The 24,482-nt window shown below is 39.0% G+C and carries 21 protein-coding genes, 2 tRNA genes and 2 pseudogenes; 14 read left to right on the top strand and 11 right to left on the bottom strand.

Annotated features, from left to right (window positions below; translation table 11 throughout):
• Nucleotides 1-57: 57 nt before the first annotated feature.
• The 3 genes from I8T81_RS01530 to I8T81_RS01520 all read right to left on the bottom strand — a co-directional run bounded on the left by I8T81_RS01530 (nt 58) and on the right by I8T81_RS01520 (nt 1,615).
• Nucleotides 58-231: a hypothetical protein gene (locus I8T81_RS01530; protein WP_002050594.1), complete on the bottom strand. Its 174-nt coding sequence runs from the start codon at nt 229-231 to the stop codon at nt 58-60.
• A 137-nt stretch (nt 232-368) separates the two neighbouring features.
• Nucleotides 369-986 carry a methyltransferase family protein gene (locus tag I8T81_RS01525; protein ID WP_019458439.1) on the bottom strand — a complete coding sequence of 206 codons (618 nt, stop codon included), beginning with the start codon at nt 984-986 and terminating at the stop codon, nt 369-371.
• 230 nt (nt 987-1,216) lie between these two features.
• Nucleotides 1,217-1,615 carry a cation efflux protein, CzcI-like gene (locus I8T81_RS01520; protein WP_254626892.1) on the bottom strand — a complete coding sequence of 133 codons (399 nt, stop codon included), beginning with the start codon at nt 1,613-1,615 and terminating at the stop codon, nt 1,217-1,219.
• Nucleotides 1,616-1,932: 317 nt separating this feature from the next.
• Between I8T81_RS01520 and I8T81_RS19070 the strand changes: the two are divergent.
• A pseudogene (locus tag I8T81_RS19070) lies at nt 1,933-2,042 on the top strand (hypothetical protein); the annotation flags it as partial.
• A 338-nt stretch (nt 2,043-2,380) separates the two neighbouring features.
• Nucleotides 2,381-2,761: a tetratricopeptide repeat protein gene (locus tag I8T81_RS01515; RefSeq protein WP_004705135.1), complete on the top strand. Its 381-nt coding sequence runs from the start codon at nt 2,381-2,383 to the stop codon at nt 2,759-2,761.
• Nucleotides 2,762-2,803: 42 nt separating this feature from the next.
• On the opposite strand, the gene ettA is transcribed toward I8T81_RS01515, so the two are convergent.
• Together ettA and I8T81_RS01505 are read right to left on the bottom strand one after the other, a co-directional pair.
• On the bottom strand, nt 2,804-4,465 hold the full coding sequence (ettA, locus tag I8T81_RS01510; protein WP_004705132.1) for an energy-dependent translational throttle protein EttA: 1,662 nt from the start codon (nt 4,463-4,465) through the stop codon (nt 2,804-2,806).
• 220 nt (nt 4,466-4,685) lie between these two features.
• Nucleotides 4,686-6,407, bottom strand: a complete 1,722-nt coding sequence (locus I8T81_RS01505) for a thiamine pyrophosphate-dependent enzyme (protein WP_198071972.1) — start codon at nt 6,405-6,407, stop codon at nt 4,686-4,688.
• A gap of 255 nt (nt 6,408-6,662) precedes the next feature.
• Between I8T81_RS01505 and I8T81_RS01500 the strand changes: the two genes are divergently transcribed.
• Both I8T81_RS01500 and I8T81_RS01495 read left to right on the top strand, forming a co-directional pair.
• A complete protein-coding gene (locus tag I8T81_RS01500) occupies nt 6,663-7,946 on the top strand; it encodes an O-acetylhomoserine aminocarboxypropyltransferase/cysteine synthase family protein (RefSeq protein WP_198071971.1) in 1,284 nt (427 codons plus the stop codon).
• Between the two features lie 273 nt (nt 7,947-8,219).
• Nucleotides 8,220-9,110, top strand: a complete 891-nt coding sequence (locus I8T81_RS01495; RefSeq protein WP_004705127.1) for an SDR family NAD(P)-dependent oxidoreductase — start codon at nt 8,220-8,222, stop codon at nt 9,108-9,110.
• A 69-nt stretch (nt 9,111-9,179) separates the two neighbouring features.
• Here the strand turns inward: I8T81_RS01495 and I8T81_RS01490 are convergent, their stop codons facing one another.
• The 3 genes from I8T81_RS01490 to I8T81_RS01480 all read right to left on the bottom strand — a co-directional run bounded on the left by I8T81_RS01490 (nt 9,180) and on the right by I8T81_RS01480 (nt 14,776).
• Nucleotides 9,180-11,369, bottom strand: coding sequence for a bifunctional SulP family inorganic anion transporter/carbonic anhydrase (locus I8T81_RS01490; RefSeq protein WP_198071970.1), 2,190 nt, complete (start codon nt 11,367-11,369; stop codon nt 9,180-9,182).
• Nucleotides 11,370-11,705: 336 nt separating this feature from the next.
• On the bottom strand, nt 11,706-12,347 hold the full coding sequence (locus I8T81_RS01485; protein ID WP_198071969.1) for a hypothetical protein: 642 nt from the start codon (nt 12,345-12,347) through the stop codon (nt 11,706-11,708).
• A gap of 77 nt (nt 12,348-12,424) precedes the next feature.
• Nucleotides 12,425-14,776 (bottom strand): Tex family protein, encoded by a 2,352-nt coding sequence (locus tag I8T81_RS01480; RefSeq protein WP_039251066.1) that lies wholly within the window; start codon nt 14,774-14,776, stop codon nt 12,425-12,427.
• Nucleotides 14,777-15,435: 659 nt separating this feature from the next.
• Here I8T81_RS01480 and ompR point away from each other — a divergent pair.
• From ompR to I8T81_RS01455, 5 genes and pseudogenes are all read left to right on the top strand, one after another.
• Nucleotides 15,436-16,200: an osmolarity response regulator transcription factor OmpR gene (gene ompR / locus I8T81_RS01475; RefSeq protein ID WP_000060753.1), complete on the top strand. Its 765-nt coding sequence runs from the start codon at nt 15,436-15,438 to the stop codon at nt 16,198-16,200.
• A gap of 17 nt (nt 16,201-16,217) precedes the next feature.
• On the top strand, nt 16,218-17,675 hold the full coding sequence (locus tag I8T81_RS01470; protein ID WP_004705117.1) for an ATP-binding protein: 1,458 nt from the start codon (nt 16,218-16,220) through the stop codon (nt 17,673-17,675).
• A 53-nt stretch (nt 17,676-17,728) separates the two neighbouring features.
• Nucleotides 17,729-17,830 (top strand): annotated as a pseudogene (locus tag I8T81_RS01465) (hypothetical protein); the annotation flags it as partial.
• Between the two features lie 35 nt (nt 17,831-17,865).
• Entirely contained in the window at nt 17,866-19,380 is a 1,515-nt protein-coding gene (locus tag I8T81_RS01460; protein ID WP_198071968.1) for an acetyl-CoA hydrolase/transferase family protein, read from the top strand.
• Between the two features lie 129 nt (nt 19,381-19,509).
• On the top strand, nt 19,510-19,941 hold the full coding sequence (locus I8T81_RS01455; RefSeq protein ID WP_019458450.1) for a GNAT family acetyltransferase: 432 nt from the start codon (nt 19,510-19,512) through the stop codon (nt 19,939-19,941).
• A 171-nt stretch (nt 19,942-20,112) separates the two neighbouring features.
• Here the strand turns inward: I8T81_RS01455 and I8T81_RS01450 are convergent.
• The 3 genes from I8T81_RS01450 to I8T81_RS01440 all read right to left on the bottom strand — a co-directional run bounded on the left by I8T81_RS01450 (nt 20,113) and on the right by I8T81_RS01440 (nt 20,879).
• Nucleotides 20,113-20,188: transfer RNA gene (locus tag I8T81_RS01450), tRNA-Phe, on the bottom strand.
• 126 nt (nt 20,189-20,314) lie between these two features.
• Nucleotides 20,315-20,390 (bottom strand) — tRNA-Phe (locus I8T81_RS01445).
• Nucleotides 20,391-20,495: 105 nt separating this feature from the next.
• A complete protein-coding gene (locus I8T81_RS01440) occupies nt 20,496-20,879 on the bottom strand; it encodes a GNAT family N-acetyltransferase (protein ID WP_004705113.1) in 384 nt (127 codons plus the stop codon).
• A 103-nt stretch (nt 20,880-20,982) separates the two neighbouring features.
• Between I8T81_RS01440 and hisB the strand changes: the two genes are divergently transcribed.
• From hisB to hisA, 5 genes are all read left to right on the top strand, one after another.
• A complete protein-coding gene (hisB, locus tag I8T81_RS01435; RefSeq protein WP_002116767.1) occupies nt 20,983-21,576 on the top strand; it encodes an imidazoleglycerol-phosphate dehydratase HisB in 594 nt (197 codons plus the stop codon).
• Nucleotides 21,576-22,193, top strand: a complete 618-nt coding sequence (hisH, locus tag I8T81_RS01430; RefSeq protein WP_004705110.1) for an imidazole glycerol phosphate synthase subunit HisH — start codon at nt 21,576-21,578, stop codon at nt 22,191-22,193. The genes hisB and hisH overlap by 1 nt, the downstream gene beginning before the upstream one ends.
• Before the next feature lie 152 nt (nt 22,194-22,345).
• Nucleotides 22,346-22,894, top strand: a complete 549-nt coding sequence (locus I8T81_RS01425) for a DUF805 domain-containing protein (protein WP_068935175.1) — start codon at nt 22,346-22,348, stop codon at nt 22,892-22,894.
• Nucleotides 22,895-22,978: 84 nt separating this feature from the next.
• A complete protein-coding gene (locus I8T81_RS01420) occupies nt 22,979-23,620 on the top strand; it encodes a 3'-5' exonuclease (RefSeq protein ID WP_198071967.1) in 642 nt (213 codons plus the stop codon).
• A 94-nt stretch (nt 23,621-23,714) separates the two neighbouring features.
• Nucleotides 23,715-24,446, top strand: coding sequence for a 1-(5-phosphoribosyl)-5-[(5-phosphoribosylamino)methylideneamino]imidazole-4-carboxamide isomerase (hisA, locus tag I8T81_RS01415; RefSeq protein ID WP_002052186.1), 732 nt, complete (start codon nt 23,715-23,717; stop codon nt 24,444-24,446).
• The last annotated feature ends 36 nt before the right edge of the window (nt 24,447-24,482 follow it).

Here is a 24,482-nt window from a genome sequence, read left to right as displayed (position 1 = left end):
TATCTTTATAGCTAGAAAGCTAATTATTAAATAATTAGCTTTCTGCAAAAATAAAAATTATTTACGTTTACATGTTAAATGAGGATTCTTACTTTTTTCTGTTTTAGCTTTCGTTTCTTGCTGAGACTTAATATTCTTTTCGAGGAATATTAATCCTCCATCAGCATGAGCCAAACTCGTTGAAAGAAATAGAACCATCAAAGCCGATTTTATATTTAATTTAATTAACATCATAATCACCTAATCTAAATATTCCGAATGTATTTAAGGAGTTAATCCTTAAATACATATAATTTTTTGCATGCCTCGATTCATCAATTCAGTACAATCTTCCGATTCTTTGAAAAGCATGCACATTTCACTTTTTACTAGAACCAACTAAATAATGAAGGAAGAACACCATGCGATCGCAGCTCATCAAAAAGTTGGACCAATGCAGCAATCCAGATAAACCAAACGACTTGAGTCAAAAAAATACGAAAGTGCTTTGGTGAAACTTGATAAAAATCTGGTTCTTTAAAATTCTGGAAACTGGGTAAAAAACGGGGAATTGTTTTTACATAATCTGTATATGCTGTTCCATATTTTTCACTTAAAAAAGCTTCTTCTTGGCTTATGACATAATGGTAATAACAGAAGAAATACAGCGTGAATAATATGGGAAAAATGAAAGTCTCAGTAATCAACATGATTCCGAGTCCTCCCAAATAGCTAAACAGATATAGAGGATTTCGACACAGAGAATATGGGCCGTCAGTCACTAACTTGGCATTTTTAAATCCGGAAATGTAAAGACTGCACCATATTCTTCCCATTACTCCGATACCAACAAATAGCCATCCAAAAACCCATAAGATATGTTCTACAAATGCCGCCTGAAAATGCCATTTGCTAAAACTTAAAGCGAGAATAATAGCCAAAACAAAACCAATAACTCTGGAACTCACAGTTCGAACACGGGGGGAAAATAAAATATTCATTTCCATAATCCCCCATCACTGTGAATACTCAGAGACAAGGTAACTGTTTTGTTTAGATGATATTTCTGTTCTTCAGAAAAATTTGATGGAAACTTATATTCTGCCTTTTGATTAGAATAAAGACGTGAATATCTAAATGAGTAATCCACATAGAGGACTACCGTGCCTTGTTTACACATACAATTAACCCTTTGAAATAAATAAATTTCTAGTGGGTTATTTTTCGGCTACCCCACCTATAGCGGGGTTAAAACAGGAGGAGGATTTAAGTCTCCAAGATACGGAGACTGATAAAAATTAGACCAGTAATACACTTGTGAACGCTCATGTACATATACAACAGGTTCTTGAGCCTGTTTGGCGTTATCAGTCATGACTACATGAAAACATGAAGGTAAATGATCATGATGATCTTGCCAACTTAGTGGAGCATTATCAGAATTTTCTACAATACCAACATGTTCAGTCTGCATATGGTCGGAAGATTGATACACATTTAAATCTGCATGATGACCAAAATGTTGTAATGCTGTTCCCCTATTTTCATGCACACAAAATGCTGCTGCCACATTCCATAAGCTTTGGAATATAAGCAAACTAAACAAGACGGACATAAAAACTGTAGAACGTGCCAACGGTACACCATGACGTAAATTGCACAAAGTCACTATAGCAGGCAATCAACATGTAATAAAATTACAGAATCTTGATTTATAGGTTCAGTTCTTGTAAATCAAATTGTTCCTAAATTTTCTTTCGTGAATAAAAATTTAAAAATTAGGATTTGAAAAAAAATACTGCCTAATTGTAAAAACTATAAATGCAGCTTTTATATCCTTTCACCTCAATTAGTTGCAAACAATAAGTTTAGCAAACCACTAATACCTTAAAAGCCGAGTCGATAATTTCAAAACTTTAAGATCGCATTACAGCAAAAAAAAAATGAAATAGGTTTAAACGTGTAACACGTATGGCACTTTATTCTTTAGCAATGGCATTTATGTAGTCACAGTAGCACCCTCTCTGATCTGGACAGATTTAAGAGGTAACTTTACTAAGTAGAGATTTCCTCAATAGTGAACAACTAGTTCTTAAACTGGTTTTGTTTAAAAAAATTTCTTTTGTTTGATATTTATAAATTTTCTTAAGAATTTTTTAACTTCATTAAACTTATTTTCTAATTTTAAAAGTTCTAGCTTTACTTAGGAACACCGCTATTTCTATTGTAATTTCGCTAAGCGTAAAAACACGTGTAACTTTTATGTAAGCTAAAACTTCATCATTTTTCATCCAAATGCGCTATATCACATTTACAAAATAAAACATAAGATTTCTGTATAAGGGACTAGCTTAAAAGTGTGAGTCAATTCAATCAAATTGAGGAACAAGGGGAGACTATCATGGATATGAAAACAATCAAGCATGGGCTTAATCACTTGTTTGCCTTTGAAAACTTACCCGCCGATATGCATTCGCAAGCTGAGGATGAAATTGAGCAAGGCTTACGTTTTGAAGAGTTAGCCCTACAAGATCATGAGCGTATGCAAAATTGGTTAGATATTACCCCAAATGACCGCAATGCAATGTGGTGTTATCTTCGTGCAGCTTTAAGAGGTAACGCCGATGCTTCCTTTAAACTGGGTATTGGCTATTTAAACGGTCAATTTGGTTTAGATAAAAACTACACTGAAGCTGAAAAGTGGTTAAACAAAGCAGCAAGCCAAGGTCATCCCGACGCTGAACGCTGCCTACAAGAAGCCTTTAGTAAACTCGCCTTCTAATAAAAAAACCAGCCCTTAGGCTGGTTTTTCATTTACGGATAATTAACCCGTAATCTTTTTGTATTTCGTACGTTTTTGAGATGCATCTTCGCCTAAACGTGACTGACGGTAAGCTTCATATTCTGCATAGTTACCAGTGTAGAATTCTGGCTGTTCGTTCTCAAACGACAAGATGTGCGTTGCAATACGGTCAAGGAACCAACGGTCATGCGATACCACCATTACCGTACCTGGGAACACAAGAATTGCATCCTCAAGCGCACGTAACGTTTCAATATCCAAGTCGTTCGATGGCTCATCCAGTAAGATCACGTTTGCGCCCATCTGTAAGATCTTCGCAAGTTGTAAACGGTTACGTTCACCACCAGACAATTCACCTACACGTTTTTGCTGATCTTGGCCTTTAAAGTTAAAGCGACCAATATAAGCACGTGATGCGATTTCGTAATCACCAATTTTCAGGATATCTAAACCGCCAGAAACTTCTTCCCAAACCGTTTTATTGTTATCCAAGGTGTCACGAATCTGACCTACGTAAGCCACTTTAACCGACTCACCTAAAGTCACAGTACCCGTATCCGGTTGCTGTTCGCCAGTCATCATACGGAATAAAGTGGTTTTACCCGCACCGTTTGGACCAACGATACCCACAATAGCTGTTGGAGGTACGGTAAACGTTAAGTTTTCGTACAACAAGCGACCATCGAATGATTTACTGATACCTTCCACTTCCACAACTTTATTACCCAAACGCGGGCCAGGTGGAATATAGATTTCAGACGTTTCATTACGTTGTTGGAATTCTTTAGAGTTAAGCTCTTCAAAACGTTCCATACGTGCTTTGTTTTTCTTTTGCTGACCTTTCGCATTTGAACGAACCCATTCAAGTTCTTTTTTCAATGCTTTAGCAAAAGATTCTTCTTGTTTCTGCTCTTGTTCTAAACGAGCATTTTTCTGTTCTAACCAAGAAGAGTAGTTACCTTGGTAAGGAATACCATGCCCACGGTCAAGCTCCAAGATCCACTCGGCAACGTTATCAAGGAAATAACGGTCATGCGTAATCGCAACGATTGTGCCAGGGAAATCTTTCAAGAAACGCTCTAACCAAGATACAGACTCTGCATCCAAATGGTTCGTCGGTTCGTCAAGAAGAAGCATGTCCGGCTTAGAAAGCAATAAACGACAAAGCGCTACACGACGACGTTCACCACCTGAAAGTAATGTTACATCTGCATCCCAAGCTGGAAGGTTCAAGGCATCTGCCGCGATTTCAAGCTGGTTATTTAGGTTGTGCGCATCCCAAGCATGGATAATTGATTCTAATTTTTCCTGCTCTTTTGCAAGCGCATCAAAATCTGCATCTGGGTCTGCATATTCTGCAAATACCTGATCTAGACGTTCTAAAGCATCTAAAGCTTCACGTACGCCATCTTCAACGTTACCACGAACGTCTTTAGTTGGATCAAGTGGCGGCTCTTGCTCTAAATAGCCGATTTTAATTCCAGGTTGTGCACGAGCTTCACCTGAGAAATCTTTATCTACGCCAGCCATAATACGAAGCAAGGTAGATTTACCCGCACCGTTCAAACCGAGAACACCAATTTTGGCACCCGGGAAAAATGATAAAGAGATGTCTTTTAAGATTTCGCGCTTTGGCGGAACCATCTTAGACACTCGGTTCATCGTATAAATATATTGGGCCACGCAGGACTCCTCAATTGAAAAACCAACAGATCGCAATGAGCGAAAAATAGTAGCTATTATATGCTGAACGCGGCAAAAAAATAAGGCGTGATTGAGTTTAATCGGTTTTTATGACTGATAAATGTCGTCAAAATTGTTTCCTGATATAAAAAATGCATGACCTTGAATCATGCATTTTTCACTTAGCAGAATGCGGAGAGTTGAACTGATTTACATAGATTTATTTAATGAAATTATTGACTAATAAGTTTTTAACATCATCTACCCGACCCGACATTAATGCTTTAATCGCATAGAGTGAGGTTGATGAAACCTGATTCAGGTTAGGATCTGGCGGCATTACCAGTTCCATCGGATTGGTATGAACATCGAGTAAAGCTGGACCATCATGTTTTAAAAAACTTTCAACTGCCTGCTCCAACCCTTCGCCATGCTTTATTGTTTGCCCATGTAACCCAATGACATTGGCAAGTTGACCAAAATCAGGATTGAGCAAATCAGTATAATGGTCAAGCAATCCTTCGACTTTTTGTTCAAGTTCTACAAAATTCAACGAACTATTGTTAAATACCACAATCTTGATGGGTAATTTTTCCTGAATTGTAGTGAGCAGGTCTCCCAGTAACATGGCTAAGCCACCATCTCCACACAATGCAATAATCTGGCGATTCGGAAACGCTTTTTGTGCTCCAAGTGCCTGCGGCATGGCATTGGCCATAGTGCCATGTAATAAGCTGGTAAAGGTTCGACGTTTGCCATTGACGTCAATATGTCTTAATACCCATACCATCGGTGAACCACCATCTCCGAAGAAAATTGCATCCTGATCTGCATAGCGGTTGAGTAGCGAAACCAGATATTGTGGATGGATTAGCCCGTCTTTACCCACCCGTTCTTCTTTATGGCGTGTTTCATCACTCTGATGTTTCAGCGCAAGACAATGATCTAGAAAATCACGCTCATGACGTGTTTCAAGTAGTGGCAATAAAGCATCGAGCGTCGATGAAATTTTACCCACGGCGCCCAATGTAATTGGATGGCGTCGACCCAAATGAGTCGGATCAATATCAATCTGCAAGATTTTGGCATGACTTGGATAGTACTGTGCCCATGCAAAATCGGCACCCAGTAAAATTAGTAAATCACAATCCATGAGGGTGTGATAACCCGCTTTATTACCAAAAATACCTGTCATACCCATATTGTATGGATTGTCATATTCGACAAAATCTTTGGCACGTGAAGTATGTGCTACGGGAGCTTTTAACTTATCTGCAAAAGCCACCAGTTGGTCATGCGCACCCTCACATCCTGCCCCTGCATAAATTCCAATTTTTTGATGCTGTGAAATCAGATCAACAATCTGTTTGAGCTCAGATTTACTCGGCAAAATATCAGGATCTGTTTGGCGTGGTACAAAAGGTAGACCTGCTTCAGCTGACGCTTCACTGATATTCGCAGGAACAATGACCACGGCGACACCACGCTTGCTCAGTGCAGCCTGACAAGCCATACTCATAATATGTCTGGCTTGTGAAGGTTGGGTTATTTCTTCACAGAAAACCGAATTTTTGGCATAAACCGATTTAAAATCAACATATTGTGGAAAGTCGATAAATCCGGCCATCTCAGTGGAAATCTGGCTGGCAATCAAGATGACTGGGGCACGATTACGATGCGATTCATACAAACCATTAATAAAGTGCAGACTCCCTGGTCCACAAGATCCTGCACATGCCGTTAAGTGACCACTGAGTAAAGCATCCGTACCTGCTGCAAAGCCACCAACCTCTTCGTGGCGCACATGAATCCATTCAATTTTACTCTTAGACATGGAGTCGGTGACATGGTTTAAAGTGTCACCCACAATACCGTAGCAACGTTGAACACCTGCCTGTTCCAGCACCTCAATGATAATGTCAGATACTTTTTGAGTACTCATTACTTCACTTCTCCAGCTTTTTTATCATGAATTGAATTACTTTTGCTTTTTATAGTGTTCTTGCAAGGTTCAGACTGCCAGTAAGTTTTTGTGGCGTTCTCTCAACATCATGTAAATTCAATTCAGTGATCTGAAAAAATTAAACTAAGTTCTTTTATGCTTAAAACTGCTGAACTTTACATAAAAATATCTAAATCATGCATAAAGAGTATGCTAAAAAATCTGGATTATTCTTTGACCACTTCGATGATAACAATGTCACATACATACCGAGATGAAACCTTAGCCATTCACGCAGGCTACACTCCTGAAGCAACAACCAAAGCGGTCGCTGTTCCTATTTATCAAACCACTTCTTATGCCTTCGATAATACACAGCATGGTGCAGACCTTTTCGACTTAAAAGTACAAGGTAATATTTATACTCGTATTATGAACCCCACCACTGCTGTACTTGAGCAACGCCTTGCTGCACTCGAAGGAGGCATTGGTGCTTTAGCTTTAGCATCGGGAATGGCAGCCATTACTTATGCCATTCAGACCATTACTGAAGCTGGAGATAATATTGCTTCTGTCTCAACTTTATATGGCGGTACATATAACTTATTTGCCCATACACTACCAAAACAAGGAATTGAAGTTCGCTTTTTTGATTATCAAAAACCTGAAAGCTTGCGTAATTTAATTGATGATAAAACTAAGCTTATTTTTGTCGAGTCAATTGGTAACCCGCTCGGCAATATCATTGATCTAGAAGCAATTTCAAAAATTGCACATGAATATGGCGTACCTGTCGTTGTCGACAACACAGTTGCCACCCCTGCTTTATTAAAACCATTTCAATATGGCGCCGATATCGTTATCCATTCGCTGACTAAATATATTGGTGGCCATGGCAATAGTATTGGCGGTGCGATTGTCGATAGCGGCAAATTTCCTTGGGGTAAATATCCAGAACGTTTTAAAGTTTTGAACACGCCAGACCCAAGTTATCACGGGGTTAATTATGTCGAAGCTTTAGGTGAGGCTGCCTATATAGCACGAGCTCGTGTAGTGCCATTACGCAATACAGGTGCTGCGATTAGCCCGCTCAGTGTTTTCTTAATTTTACAGGGTCTAGAAACGCTTAATTTACGGATAGAACGCCATACTGAAAATGCACAGAAAGTCGCGGAATATTTGCAAAATCATCCAAAAGTAAAATGGGTCAATTACGCAGGCTTAAAAGATCATCCACAACACCAACTTGCACAAAAATATGTAAAAGGTAAACCTTCTGCAATTTTATCCTTTGGTGTTCAAGATGGTCGTGAAGGGGGTACTCGCTTCATTGACGCACTACAGCTATTTACTCGTCTTGTGAATATTGGTGATGCGAAAAGTCTGGCTTGCCATCCTGCAACAACCACACACCGCCAGCTTAATGAACAAGAATTAAAAGCTGCCGGCGTAAGTGAAGATATGGTTCGTCTTTCTATCGGTATTGAACATGTTGATGACCTGATTGCCGACTTAGAACAAGCACTTTCATCTGTATAATTTTTAAACCAATAAATAAGCCTCTGGAATATAGAGGCTTTTTTATTTTCATTTGATTTAATCCTTCACAATAATTAATGGATTAGGGTAATAATTTAGAGTTTTTACTCTAAATAAATTGTTAAATTTCATATATTTACATACTAGACAATTTTTATACATCTATTAAGATAGGGCAATATTTAGGAGTTCATCAGGATGAACCAACGGTTGTAAAAAATAAAAATTACATACCGGAATAAATAGCCCCTGCCCCTACTTAGGTAAAATGCTGTGAATAAAAAATTAGAAGCTCTGTTCCAAGAAAAGGTACAAGGTAAAGTCATTTTAGTGACAGGTGCCTCAAGTGGAATCGGTTTAACGGTTTCGAACAAACTTGCTGACGCTGGTGCGCATGTTTTACTGGTTGCCCGTACTCAAGAAACATTAGAAGAAGTGAAAGCAGATATTGAAAGCCGTGGCGGTCAGGCATCAATTTTCCCATGTGATCTTAACGACATGGACATGATTGATCAGGTTTCTAAAGATATTTTAGCTTCTGTTGATCATATTGATATTTTAATCAATAACGCAGGTCGCTCTATTCGTCGTGCTGTTCATGAGTCTTATGATCGTTTCCATGACTTTGAACGTACCATGCAATTAAACTACTTTGGCGCTGTACGAATGGTGCTTAATATTTTGCCTCACATGATTCAACGTAAAGACGGTCAAATTATTAATATTAGTTCAATCGGCGTATTAGCAAATGCAACACGCTTCTCTGCCTATGTCGCTTCTAAAGCTGCACTTGATGCATTTAGTCGTTGTCTTTCTGCCGAAGTTCATGCGCATAAAATTGCGATCACATCAATTTATATGCCTTTAGTGCGTACCCCAATGATCGCACCAACCAAAATTTATAAATACGTGCCAACCCTTTCACCTGAACAAGCAGCTGACTTAATTGCTTATGCAATTGTGAAACGTCCAAAACGTATTGCGACGAACTTAGGTCGTTTGGCGTCTATGACGTATTCTGTAGCACCAGGCATCAACAACATGTTTATGTCGATTGGTTTCCGCCTGTTCCCAAGTTCTGATGCAGCAAAAGGCCAAAAAGCTGAGAAATTGAACTGGGCACAAAAAGCTTATGCACGAATTTTCCCAGGTGAACATTGGTAATTCGACATATTAAGTTGAGTTAAAAATAAAAAAGCGCTTCTTAAGAAGCGCTTTTTTATTTAGGCTTGTTTACGCATCTAAAAATTCAACATGCCCTGTTTTAACATCGTAAATCGCACCAACAATTGCAATCTCACCGCGGTCTAGCAAGTCTTTAAGTACTGTACTGTTATTAATAATATATTGGATGTTGTAGTGAACGTTCATTGCTGTCACCTGATTAATAAAAGCTTTGTTTACCTCACGTGGTTGCATAATGTCATATACACTTTCTACCGAGCGCATGAGCGGTCCAAGCACATATTGAATATGCGGCATTTCTTTGACATCAGAAATTTGTTTTTCCTGTAACCTTAGCTGACATGCACTGGTCACTGCTCCGCAGTCGGTATGACCTAAAACTAAAATGACTTTAGAACCTTTGGCCTGACAGGCAAACTCAAGTGAACCTAGTACTTTTTGACCTGCGATATTACCGGCAATCCTTAAACTAAACAGATCACCAATACCCACATCAAAGATCATTTCGGTAGGCGCACGTGAATCCATACATCCCAAAACAGCCGCAATCGGGTGTTGACCTTCATCTGCAGTGACACGGATTTGACGGTAAATATCACGTTGTAAACGTTCATTTTTTACGAAACGTTCATTACCTTCTTTAAGTAAAGTAACCACCTGCTGCGGACTTAATTTACGCTGTAAATCTCTAGTACTAATGTAGATATCAAGAACTGCATCATCTACTTCTTCATAGTGCTGTTTAAACCCTATAAGCTTCAAATCAACCTGACGCTTAACTGCCGTTTCATTTTGATAATCTTGAATGACCTGATAAATATCTGGATCAATCGAATCGCATTGAGTCGCATCAATAATCAACTGCTGATCTTTATGAACATGTTCCAATGCAGAAATGAGCGCTGAACGATTAAGAAAAGTCACTTGTGATGGAAGCTCAATACGGGTCACGATTCCATGTAAGTGCTTTTCTTTATAAACACGAACGCCTTTATTGAAGTTGCCATACAAAATAAACGCACTACTGGTAAATAGACCCACCAAAATTCCGGTTAACAAGTCTGTCAGTAAGATTGCAACAAGGGTGATAATGAAAGGTAAAAACTGTTTCCAGCCTTTTTGATAAAGCTGTTTAAATAGCTTTGGATGAGTCAGTTTAAAACCAGTCACGATTAATATCGCTGCAAGTGCAGACAATGGAATCATATTCATAAGTTGAACAAAGAATAAAACTGCTAGTAGCAATAATATGCCGTGAATAATCGTGGAATATTTACTACGTGCGCCTGTATTTGCATTTACAGAACTGCGGACAATGACTGAAGTGACTGGCATGCCGCCAATTAAACCTGAAACAATATTCCCCGCACCTTGTGCCCACAGTTCACGATTAGGTGGAGATGAACGCTTTTGAGGATCAAGTTTATCTGCGGCTTCTAAGTTTAGTAATGTCTCTAAAGACGCCACAATCGCGAGTGTAATTGCTCCAGTATAAATTAATGGTTCAGCCAGATAGCTAAAGTCTGGAAAAACCAATACCTCTTGCGGCGCTTGCAATATGTTTGGTAGTTGAATCAAATTATTGGTTTGTACTGCCCAAGGCGAGCCGATATTCATTAACACAAAATTTAAAACTGCTGCAATAACCACAGCAATTAAAGCCGAAGGTATGGCCAACTTTTTAAGTGGACTATTATCCCAAGCTAAAATTAAAAATAAACTCAGTAGGCCAATAATCGCTGCGCCAGCGTCAAAGTGCTGAAGAAAAGTATCAGGTGTAGCAGTCCAAACGTTTTTCCATGAAAAGTCAGTCAGCCCAAATAAATATGGCAACTGAGTCACAATCAGAATAGCACCAATAGCAGCCAATAATCCTAAAATGACGTTGTTTGGAATAAAGTTAGCAAAGAAACCTAACTTAAATATTCCAAATAGAATTTGTAAAATTCCTGCAAATACAATACACAATAAAAAGGCGGCATAGTTGCCGCCTAATTGATCTAACTGTACAAGGATGACCGCAGTCAGCCCTGCTGCTGGGCCAGAGACACTGATGTGAGAACCACTCAGTAGGCCAACAATAATTCCACCAACAATCCCGGCAATAATACCCGAAATGATTGGAGCGCCTGAGGCTAAGGCAATACCCAAACATAAGGGTAACGCCACGAGAAATACGACCACTCCCGAGAGGAGATCGTTTAAATGAAATCTATTTTTCAGTTCTAAAGCCGGCATAAAAACAACCATTTATAATATAAAAAAACAATCAATTTTTAATGTAACTGCCTGAAAGTGAGGAACTTACTTCAAGGCTTTGTCGATATTGTCTGACAACTGAAAAGGGTTAAAGTTGAGTTATGCTATAACGTTGTATAGTTGATTGTAGATTTCACAACGTTTTTGTTGATCTTAAGATTCACCTCATCTTTACCACTGCGATTTTTTAATAAATACTCATGATTAACTATTCATAAATATAACTGGTACAACAATTTATAGATTTGGAAAGTTGAATAAGATACGAAAATGCTTAAGTACTCTAATCTTTATTAGATAATTTTTATTTTAGATTTATAAAATATAGCCTATCCAAACATTATCTGTTTCAACAATATAATATTCATCCCCATCAATTCTTTTTACTTCTCGATATTTCTCAATTACATTGTTATTAAACCATTTTTTTGTATCTTCATAATTTTTTTGAGTCTTATAGTCTTCAGGACTACCAAGCCAATCTTTCTCATATAACGTTATTTCTATTTTCTTCTCCCAATTGACTTTCTTCATCATATCGCTCACTTCTTGCCACTCGACTATACTTAAAGAAGTTTCATCTAATGGTTTTTCAAAAAGATGTTGATAATATTCAATTTTTTCACCAATTACGCAAACAACCTGTGACCGCTTCAAATCATTTTCAAATAACCATATTTTTAAATAATAAGGTTGATCTAAGAAATCTAATTGTTCTTTCCATGACATGTATATTTGGAGCAAACCATTAAAAAATAATTCCTTATATATACCTTGAGGCTGTGGATACTGACTATTTGTCAGAGATAACCTATCCCATGGGTCTACCCAAAACTTTACATATTCACACTGATATCGCTTTAAATATGCAGTATCAAGGTCAAGATGATCATCAATCCACTGTTTAATTTTTCTAATACGTCTTTTTTCTCCACGAATTTTTTTATATTTAATCATTACTTATCCTATTATTTCCACATAAAAAAGAAGCCTATCGAGATAGGCTTCTTTAATCAAATTTTTAATCCAGTAGTTTATTTAGAACCTTTAATTCCTGCTTGTAGTAACAATGCACCAAAACCACCAATTTTTTGCTCTTGTGGTTTTTCTTGCTTGCTACGTTGTGGACGCTCAACCTGATCTTTACGCGGCTGTTGAGGACGTTTACCTTGCGGTTTACGCTCAGAACGCTGTTCATTATTTTGCTCACGACGTGGTGGACGCTGTGCCTTAACAGGAGCTGCACCTTCTGCACGCATACTCAAGTTCACACGGTTACGCTCAGCATCAACTTGCATCACACGTACTTGTACAATCTGACCTGGTTTAACTACTTTATGCGGATCAGAAACAAACTCATTTGCTAATTCAGAGATATGAACTAAACCGTCTTGATGTACACCAATATCAACAAAGGCACCAAAGTTTGTAACATTGGTAATTACACCTTCAAGCTGCATGCCTTCAGTCAATTGACCCACTTCAGTAATATCTTCGCGGAATTTAGCAGTACGGAACTCTGGACGAGGGTCACGGCCTGGTTTTTCAAGTTCAGCTAATACGTCTTGAACTGTTGGCAAACCAAATTTGTCATCAACAAATTCATCAGCTTTTACTTGGCGAATGATTTCGGTATTACCAATAATGTCTTTAACTGTCGTCGCTTTCGCCGCAACAATTTTCTCAACAAGACCATAACTTTCAGGGTGAACAGCAGAAGCATCTAAAGGTTCAGAGCCATTTTGAATACGTAAGAAGCCAGCCGCTTGTTCAAAAGTGCGCTCGCCTAAACGAGGTACGCTTTTCAACGCTTGACGGTTATCAAAACGACCATGTTCTTTACGGTATTCAACGATTTGCTGAGCAATTGCTTTGTTTAAACCTGCAATGTAAGCCAAGATTGCTGGTGAAGCAGTATTTACATCAACACCAACAGCATTCACACAGTCTTCAACTACCGCATCAAGTGTTTTTGCCAAACCAGTTTGATTTACATCGTGTTGATATTGACCTACACCAATCGATTTCGGGTCGATCTTCACAAGCTCAGCAAGTGGGTCTTGTAAACGGCGAGCAATAGAAACTGCTCCACGAATTGAAACATCAAGCTCTGGAAGTTCTGCCGAAGCCAGTTCACTTGCAGAGTAAACAGATGCACCTGCTTCGCTTACAGTCACACGTGTTAATTTAAGGTCTGTATTTGCAGCCATCATTTCAGCAACTACAGCTTCTGTTTCACGGCTCGCAGTACCGTTACCAATCGCAATAAGCTCTACGTTATATTCACGACACAAACGAGCCAATTCAGCAATTGAACCTTCTTTATCTTCTTTAGGCGCAAATGGGTAAATCGTGCTATGAGCAAGTACATCACCTGCATCACTTACGACAGCCAGTTTCACACCTGTACGGATACCAGGGTCAACACCCAAAGTTGTACGGCTACCTGCTGGGGCAGATAACAATAAATGACGAAGGTTTTCAGCAAATACCTGCATTGCTTCTGCTTCAGCAGCAAGACGTTTTTCTGTTAGTAATGAATGCTCGATTTGAGGACGAACTTTACCTAACCAGAATAATTTTGCAGTTTGCTTTAAGAAATCTTGGCGAGTTTGTGGCTGAACTTGATCAAGGTTGTATTCAGTTTCAATACGTGCTAAAGGTGCATCATCTTCACCATCTACTTTTAAACCAAGTACGTTTTCTTGACGGCCACGTAACATTGCCAATAAACGATGAGAAGGTAGTTTGTTTAAGCCTTCAGAGAATTCAAAGTAATCGCGGAACTTTTTACCGACTTCTTTCTTTTCTTCAGAAGCAACTGTACTTTTTAATACTGCTGTTTTTGCAAAAGTTGCTTTTAATTCTGTAGTCAGCGCAATGTTTTGTGCCCAGTCATCAATCAGAATATGCTGAATTGCATCTAACTGACTTTCAACATCTGGATATTCTTCATGACTAAAACCAGCCAATGCTTCTGTTGGGTCAATTTGTTCTGCAATAATTTTTTCAGCGATTGGTCCTAGACCCGCTTCTTTCGCCTTGAAAGACTTACTCGTACGCTTAGGACGGTACGGTGCATAAATTTCTTCTAAAGCATTTTTTGTTTCGGCTGCATTCACCCGCGCCAATAAGTCATCATTCAATTTATTCTGTTCTTGCAATGACTGAATGACCTTTTCACGGCGCTCATATAAATCACGTAAATACGCTAAACGAGTATCTAATTGGCGTAACTGCGTATCATCTAAACCTTGTGTTACTTCTTTACGGTAACGGGCAATAAATGGAACACTGGCACCTTCGTCAATTAAGCGGATGGCAGCTTCTACTTGGTTTGGACGTACGGCAAGCTCACTTGCCAACTGCTGAACTAAGTCAGTCATCGTGTTTGATCCCACAAGGATAAAGTTTAAAAGCAATGATTATAAAGACCAAGCCCATAAAATCCACACTTGTTTGCGTATTCAAAACGTTTTTTTGTATTGACTATGAATTTTTCACATTCTTATCTTAAAAAAACTCTTTTAAAACCTGATCTATTTGTCATTCTACTTTTCAAGTCAAACTTTATTTAAAGATAGGAGTTGTAGCAACTCTTCTAGCATCCAATTAAATTTTTTAATACAAATTACGAGAAAATGAACATATTGATACATGGCTAGAAGGTATAAAAACTTCATTTTTCTTCTTTTTATATATAAATTTTGAACCACTCATCAATAAAATATCTAACAATGCTTGTAAAAACTAAAGAATAAATGAAGGGGATTTTTTTAAATAATTTATTTGAAACAAATGTTTATTAAAATTTAATCGATAAAAATCTGGCGAATGATTGAATATTTGGTTTTTTATCGCGGCCTTTGCTAAATTATGGGCATAAGATGTTGTTTTTTGGTTTCAAGCACCTACGAAAATTGTAATTTTGAGCAAATTGATACATAGTCTTAACAAGAACATCGGCATTATACTGAGGGCTTGCTGGCAATAAGCCTGAGCGCCCCAATAATATATAAATTATGACTTTAAAAGGGAGTACATCATGAGTTTAGTTGTACCTGCTGAACATCCTGAAACCGTACATAACGAAACGGATCGTGTCGAGCGCATTTTAGTAGTCGATGACGATGTGCGTTTACGTACCCTCTTGCAACGCTTTTTAGAAGATAAAGGCTTTGTTGTAAAAACTGCCCATGACGCTTCGCAAATGGATCGTTTATTACAACGTGAGTTATTTTCTCTTATCGTTCTCGATTTCATGTTACCCGTTGAAGATGGTTTAAGTATTTGCCGACGCTTACGTCAGTCAAACATTGATACTCCTATTATCATGTTAACTGCTCGTGGTAGTGACTCTGATCGTATTGCTGGTCTAGAAGCTGGTGCAGATGACTATTTACCAAAACCATTTAACCCTAATGAGCTTCTAGCACGTATTCGCGCAGTATTACGTCGTCAAGTTCGTGAAGTTCCGGGTGCTCCAAGCCAACAAGTTGAAGTAGTTAGTTTCGGCCCATGGTCTTTAGATCTATCTACACGTACGCTTACTCGTGAAGGTCAAATCGTTACCTTGACTACAGGTGAGTTTGCGGTATTGAAGGCTTTGGTACAGCATCCACGCGAACCATTAACACGTGACAAACTCATGAACTTGGCTCGTGGTCGTGAATGGGGTGCAATGGAACGTTCTATTGATGTTCAGGTATCTCGTCTACGTCGTCTGATTGAAGATAATCCAGCACGTGCACGCTACATCCAAACTGTGTGGGGCGTGGGTTATGTGTTTGTTCCAGACGGTGCTGAATAAGTTTGAGATAAAATAGAGTGACTTTAGAGCCAATTCCACCACAAAACTTTACCGATTACGTTACGTACTCAGAGCGTAAACGGACGAGGTGGGAACGTTTTCTCGACAAGATTAAGCCACGTTCTGCTGCCATGCGTACCACTATTTTGGTACTGCTGGTGGTGTTCTTTAGCCTGTTTATGTCATTGTGGTTTTTTTGGCGCACTCTCTATTTACCAGAAATTCAACAACATGCCCGTTATCTGGCTGTTGAACTAGAACTGGTCAATAACCCTAATATTCGTATTTTACATGGTAATAACGAAGTTGATATCGATACCTGGTTACGTAATCGGGTTGGTATTGAATACATAACCGACCCTAAAGAATATCCTAGTGTCCGCGATAAAGTTATTGCTGAGTTTTTTACTAATCATGTTGAGCAGAAACTAGCCAATGAGATTGGCACTAAGGACGTTACGGTTTACTTCCAATTTAAACCAAGTCCTCGTATTTGGATTCAAACTCCTGAAATGCATGGTAATTGGGTCCGTGAGCCTCTAAAAACATATGCAAACTATAGCCCTGAACTATTAATTGGTTGGGTTGTGGGTGTTCCTTTAGCCTCAGCCATCATTATTTTGATTTTGGTTCGACAAATGAACCGCCCTTTGCGTCGTTTGCAAAATGCTGCTAATGAATATAGTAAGTCAGGAACAGCGCCTTACCTAGATACCAATCATGGTCCACTAGAAATTCGGCAAGTAAACCAAGCCTTTAATCGCATGGTATATACGCTTGATCAAACCGAGCGTGAACGACGGATTATGTTGGCTGGTATTTCACATGATTTGCGCACGCCCCTTACACGTATTCGTTTAACAGCAGAAATGTTGCCTGATGAGTTTTTTCGTGAAGGCTTGGTGTATGACGTAGATGATATGGATGCGATTTTAAATCAGTTCATCTCGTATATGCGAGACGGTTCGGATGAAGAATTAAAAGACACCAATATCAATATGTTATTGCAGGAATTAATTGTTCAGTTTAAACCGCTTGATATTCGTTTCGAAATGCAAGATGTACCGATTATTCCTGCACGTAGCCTCTCATTAAAACGTCTCATTGCCAACCTAATTAACAACGCAAAGCGTTATGGTGCAGAGCCAATCGAACTCAGTGCAAAAGTTGAAAATGAACATATTTTGATTACAGTGGCCGACAATGGTGAAGGCATTCCCGAAGACCAAATTGAAGAATTAATGCAACCTTTTGTTAGAGGTAACGCTGCTAGAACAATTCAAGGTAGTGGTTTAGGCCTTGCAATTGTTAAACGTATTGTCGATATTCACCAAGGTGAGATCCAAATTCACAACCGTGAACAAGGTGGCTTAGAAGTTATTATTTCGTTACCTATCCCAAAACCAGCGGTTGAAGAAAATACCACGACAAATCCGTTAGAAAAAATTAAACAAACTTTAAGTGAGCGCTTCTAATTTGATCGAATGATCATTTAAAGTGCTATTTTAAATTTTTAAAAAATATTTAAAATCAATTAAATAAAAATCATAAAAATAAATTATACCCACATTTATTTAAAAAATTAGACCTTAGCCTAACACCTATGCACTTTTCATTTTTTCATAGCTAAAATCCCGTATGTTTTGACAATATTGAGGATGTCCAATGTCTTTAAGTCGTATTCGCCTAGCTTCTCTACATGACAAGGTCATCAGTGCTGAACAAGCTGCGCAATTCATCGAAAATGGAATGACCGTTGGTATGAGTGGTTTTACTCGTGCCGGTGAAGCTAAAGCTGTTCCACAAGCACTTGTAGAGCACGCAAAGAAAAATCCGTTAAAAATCACGTTAATTACGGGTGCTAGCTTAGGTAATGACTTAGACAAACAACTCACGGAAGCAGGTGTTTTATCTCGTCGCATGCCATTTCAGGTAGACAACACTTTACGCCGCGCAATTAACAACGGCGAAGTCATGTTTATTGACCAACACTTGTCAGAAACTGTCGAGCAAATGCGTAACCAACAACTTAAACGTCCAGACGTTGCAGTTATTGAAGCGATTGCGATTACTGAAGATGGCGGCATTATTCCAACAACTTCAGTTGGTAACTCTGCAAGCTTTGCTATTTTTGCAGAAAAAGTAATTGTTGAAATCAATACTTCATTAAGCGAAAGCTTTGAAGGTTTGCATGATATTTATATTCCGACTTACCGTCCAACACGTACGCCAATTCCATTAACAAAAGTGGATGAGCGTATTGGTACAACAGCAATTCAAATCGATCCTACAAAAATTGTAGGTATTGTATTTAACGATACGCATGACTCACCATCAACAGTTACTCCTCCAGATGATGAGACTCAAGGTATTGCAAACCACTTAATTGCTTTCTTTAACAAAGAAGTTGCAGAAGGTCGTTTACCGAAAAACCTTGGTCCATTACAAGCAGGAATTGGTTCTATTGCCAATGCTGTATTAACAGGTTTAAAAGATTCTGATTTTGAAGACCTCATCATGTACTCAGAAGTACTACAAGACTGTACTTTTGAACTCATTGATGCAGGCAAAATGAAATTTGCTTCTGGTAGCTCAATTACCCTTTCAGCGAAATGTGGCGAAAAAGTTTTTGGCAATATCGAAGCTTACAAAGACAAATTAGTGCTTCGTCCGCAAGAAATTTCTAACCATCCTGAATTAGTTCGTCGTTTAGGGATTATTGGCATTAACACTGCGCTTGAGTTTGATATTTACGGTAACGTGAACTCAACTCACGTATGTGGTACAAAAATGATGAATGGTATCGGTGGTTCAGGTGACTTCGCGCGTAACGCACACTTAGCGATCTTTGTGACTAAATCAATTGCTAAAGGCGGCGATATTTCCTCTATCGTGCCAATGGTGAGCCACGTTGACCACAGCGAACACGACGTTGATATTTTAGTGACAGAGCAAGGTCTAGCAGACTTACGCGGTTTAGCACCTCGTGAACGCGCTCGCGCTATTATCGACAACTGTGTACACCCACTTTATCGTGATGCATTAAATGACTACTTTGACCGTGCATGTGCCAAAGGTGGACATACTCCTCACTTACTTCGTGAAGCATTGTCTTGGCATGCAAACTTTGAAGAGACAGGTCAAATGCTTCAAGCAGCACCAGTTGCAAAATCAGCTTAAATCACTGGTTTAATTCAAGCACTTCTTCGGGGGTGCTTTTTTATTTGTTTAAATTATTAATAAACACTGCTCAAACTCATATTTTTATTTTATCTTTTCAACACATCAAAACAAAAAGTAGAAATCCGCATGTTCATTATTCGCCAATTTACAAATGCAGATCTGGATGATGTCGTTAATTTATGGGAAAGCTGCGGTCTCACCCGCCCTTGGAATAGTCCTGAAACAGATATTTTCAGAAAAGTTTCACAACAAGATGATTTATTTTTAGTTGCTATTAAGGATGAGCAACTCATTGGCACGCTCATGGGCGGTTACGACGGTCATAGAGGCTGGATTAACTATTTGGCTGTTCATCCCCACCAACAACGCTTAGGAATCGCTACAGCGCTTGTACAGCAACTTGAGAAGCGCCTTATCGCTCGTGGTTGCCCAAAACTTCAATTATTGGTGCGTAAAGATAATTTGAATGTATTGAACTTTTACGAACAGCTCGGTTACGACGAAGTAGAAGCCGTGTGTTTAGGTAAACGACTCATTAATGATAATCCTCACGAGTAGAGACAAGTTTTCAGTTGAGCCATTTTTAGAAAGTGAAGGTAATATTGGGGATAACCCTATTTGCTTGTGGATAAAATGAGATTTATACACAGGCGCGATCTTCATATTTTTTATTAAATCAGCAGACATGAAAAAAGCCCCATACTTTAAAGTATGGGGCTTTTTCGAATATGGTGGCGAGACCCAGGATCGAACTGGGGACACACGGATTTTCAATCCGTTGCTCTACCTACTGAGCTATCACGCCGATGGCCTGTATTAAGCCGCATCTCAGAACAATAGTCAACAATTATCCTGAGTTTCTGATTTAAATGGATATTTTTTATACTTAAAAAAAATCCCTGATGGGATCAGGGATTGAAAACACAAATAATGGTGGCGAGACCCAGGATCGAACTGGGGACACACGGATTTTCAATCCGTTGCTCTACCTACTGAGCTATCACGCCGAAGTGGGCGTATTAAACAATGTTTATTAGTTAACGTCAAGTAACTTCCGCATTTTTTGTAACAAGTGATTATTTTTAAATCACAATTACACTAAAAATAGGCTTTTAGGTATGTAGTTTACCAATATGTGCTAAACAACGATGGATAGCTCCACATCCCGGTTCAAAAGTTTTAACGCCATTTGATTCTTCTATACGGCAAGCTTCTTCAACTAAGCGCTCAGCGACACCACGACCACGGTTAGCAGGATGCACAACAATATATTCAAGAACCTTGCTTTCACCTTGTCCTGAAGACCAAATTGCACCTATAATTTTGGTGTTAAATTCCGCAGTGTATAGCGTGGTATACTGCTGTAAATCTTGTTCAAGTTGTTCAATCGCATCGTGCCCGTCACCAAACTCCGGGCTTGTATCATACAGTCGCTCAAGCTGATCGCGGATCTCTGAATTATCTAGAGAACTATAAGCATGTACGGTAATAGGCATTGATTAACCCTCCTGAGCAAACTATGATGCTGTCACGAATTCGTCACAGCGAAATTGTCGTTAACATCCAATCATTTTTGACGTTTTTTTGAGGAACGTGTCCATGACGCAACGTATCAGTGAAGTGGTTAGAAATACCAATGAAACCAAAATTCGAGTTCGTTTAAATCTCGATGGTACTGGTCAAGGCACACTAAACACCGGAGTTCCATTTTTAGACCATATGATTGATCAAATCAAGCGACATGGCTTATTTGATATCGATATTCATTGTGATGGAGACCTCGAGATTGATGATCATCATACCGTAGAAGACTGCGGTATCACGCTTGGACAAGCTTTTGCACAAGCTTTAGGTGATAAAAAAGGTTTAAAACGCTATGGCCACTTTTATGCGCCGTTAGACGAAGCTTTATCTCGCGTAGTGGTAGATTTATCTGGTCGTCCGGGTTTATTTATGGATATTCCATTTACTCGCGCACGTATTGGTACTTTTGATGTGGATTTATTTTCCGAGTTTTTCCAAGGTTTCGTAAACCATGCGCTTATGACCTTACATATCGATAACTTGAAAGGTAAAAACAGCCATCATCAAATCGAGAGTGTATTTAAAGCACTAGCTCGTGCTTTACGTATGGCATGTGAAGTTGATCCACGTGCTGAAAACACGATTGCATCGACAAAAGGTAGCCTCTAATGACACGTATCGCGTTACTTGATTATGGCATGGGCAATCTACACTCAGCAGCTAAAGCACTTGAGCATGTGGGCGCTACAGTCGATGTAACTAACGACCCAAAATTAATTGCACAAGCCGACAAAATTGTTTTCCCAGGTGTGGGGGCAATGCGTGACTGTATGCAAGGCATGCGTGAAGCAGGTATTGATGAAGTCGTACGCAAAGCTGCTTTTAATAAACCAGTTCTTGCGATTTGTGTAGGCATGCAAGCATTACTGCAAAGTTCTGAAGAAAATGGCGGTGTAGACGCACTAGGTATTTTTGACGGTGTAGTAAAGCACTTCCCTCAAATGGAAGGCTTGAAAGTCCCACACATGGGCTGGAACCAAGTTCACCAAATGGACCCAAGCCATCCAATGTGGAACAACATTGAACAAGATGCTCGCTTCTACTTTGTACACAGCTACTATGTTGAACCGAAAGATGAAAAGCTTGTGGCTGCAACATGCGAATATGGCGTGAACTTCTGCACAGCAATTCACAAAGATAATTTATTTGCGACTCAATTCCATCCAGAGAAAAGCCATACTGCTGGATTGCAGTTACTTAAAAACTTTGTGGAATGGAATATTTAATTTCACGAAAGCTTTAAACAGATCAGGTCTAGATGGCCTGATCTTTTTTTTTATTTATAATAATAAGGAATCATTTATAGAATGATATTTTATTCAACAAAATATTGAATATTCATACTTTTAAATAAAACCAAATGAACAGGATAAACAAAATGAATTCACCTTTTGAAAATCAACCACTTCAGCAGGATTCACCCTTTAAGGCGAATGGTCGTTTTGGACGACTCTCATATGCTGCTTGGACCTTCCTATTTACCCTAACCCTCGCTGCTGTTGTTCTACTTATTATTTTTACTTTCGGTCTTACACAAAATGAGGGCACCCCTGGTTTTACTGCGCCGGGCATCGTCGCTATTGCCATTCTCTATATCGGTGGTATTTATATTAGCTTCGTATTTACTATTCGCCGTTTGCATGACCGTAATAATACAGGTTGGTTATCTTTACTCATGCTCGTACCAGTCGTGAACATTGGCCTTGCCATTTATTTATTCTGTGCAAAAGGAACTGAAGGCCCTAATGATTATGGACCAAAGCGTCCAACGCCAAGCTGGGAACGTGTTTTAGGTTGGATCTATATTGCGCTTATTCCACTTGCAGTAATTTTTGCTATTGTTGCCACAATCATGGCTCCTACCTATGAAGGCTATGTTGAAAAAAGCGAAAGCGTTATCATTGGGTCTCCATCTCAGTCTCAATAATTTTTAAAGTTTCGTAAAGCCTAGTTCTCTAGGCTTTATTCATATATAAAGGGAATAGCTCAATTTATTTGTACGCTGTTAAATATGTCCGAAACCCTTCCCCTCCTCGATAAAGCCTCTATTCAACAGCTCCCACCTTTTAAAAATCTTAACCACCAAAATATTGTGGTGATTGAAAATATTGAGCAATGCAAAACTATTGCAGAAGAACTAAAAGCAGCGATCTTTTTAGGTTTTGATTCAGAATCTAAACCGACATTTAGAGTAGGTGAGGTCTCGACGGGTCCACATCTGATTCAGCTTGCCACAGAACATAAAGCCTATTTATTTCATGTAAACTCATCAACTTTAAAGTTTTTGCAGCCTATTTTGTCAAACCTTCAGCAAATTAAAGTCGGCTTTGGTCTTAAAAATGATAAGCACATTTTTCATAAAAAAGGCATAGAGCTTGAAAGCTGCGTTGACCTTGCTAAAGGTTTTAGTCACCTTGGTTTTACTCAACAAATGGGTGTACAAAAAGCCGTAGCACTGTTGTTTGGACAGTATCTTTCAAAGTCAAAGAAAGTCGGAACATCAAATTGGGCGCAAAAGCCACTAACACCACAGCAAATCAGTTATGCCTCTGCCGATGCGTATGCAGCTCTACTGGTATTTTTAGAGCTTCGTAAACAAAACTTATTACCGGCTCACATTTCACAAACGATTCAAACCGCACTTCACGCGTAAAGTTATAAAAGTCTTTTCTAAGGCTTAGCGATTGATCAATACTTTGCTAAGATGTGCACAATTTCATAAACATGATGAAGCAAGGAGCGAAAGCATGCTAATCATTCCAGCAATTGACCTGAAAGATGGTAAATGTGTGCGTTTAAAACAAGGGCGTATGGAAGACGATACCGTTTTCTCTGACGATCCGGTTGCAACTGCCCAGCATTGGGTAAATGAAGGCGCACGTCGTTTGCATTTGGTCGATTTGAATGGTGCTTTCGCAGGTACGCCTATCCATAAACCTGTTGTTGAAGCGATTGCTAAAGCTCAGCCAGAATTACCAATTCAAATTGGTGGTGGTATTCGTTCATTAGAAACGATTGAACATTACTTAGAAGCTGGTGTGACTTTTGTCATTATCGGGACTAAAGCAGTTCAAGAGCCAGAATTTGTAGAAGAAGCTTGTAAGCGCTTTGCTGGCCACATCATTGTTGGTATTGATGCCATGAATGGTATGGTTGCAACTGACGGTTGGGCTAATGTTACTGACGTGAAAGCAACCGACTTAGCAAAACGCTTTGCAGATGCTGGTGTGTCTAGCATTGTTTATACAGACATTGCACGTGATGGCATGATGCAAGGTGTAAACGTTGAGCAGACTGTCAACTTGGCTCAATACTCTGGCTTACCAGTGATTGCTTCAGGTGGCGTAACTAACCTTGATGACGTTCGTAACTTAAAAGGCAAACCAGGCATTTTAGGTGCAATCACAGGTCGTGCAATTTATGAAGGTACTCTAAACCTTCGTGAAGCTCAGCTTCTGTTAGATGAAAACCGTCTTTAATTTTTAAGATGTAAAAAAGGGCCTCTTTGGGCTCTT

Source organism: Acinetobacter seifertii (assembly GCF_016064815.1).
GTDB lineage: Bacteria > Pseudomonadota > Gammaproteobacteria > Pseudomonadales > Moraxellaceae > Acinetobacter > Acinetobacter seifertii.
The sequence above is the reverse complement of the archived record's forward strand: the minus strand, read 5'-3'. Positions and strand labels throughout refer to the sequence as shown.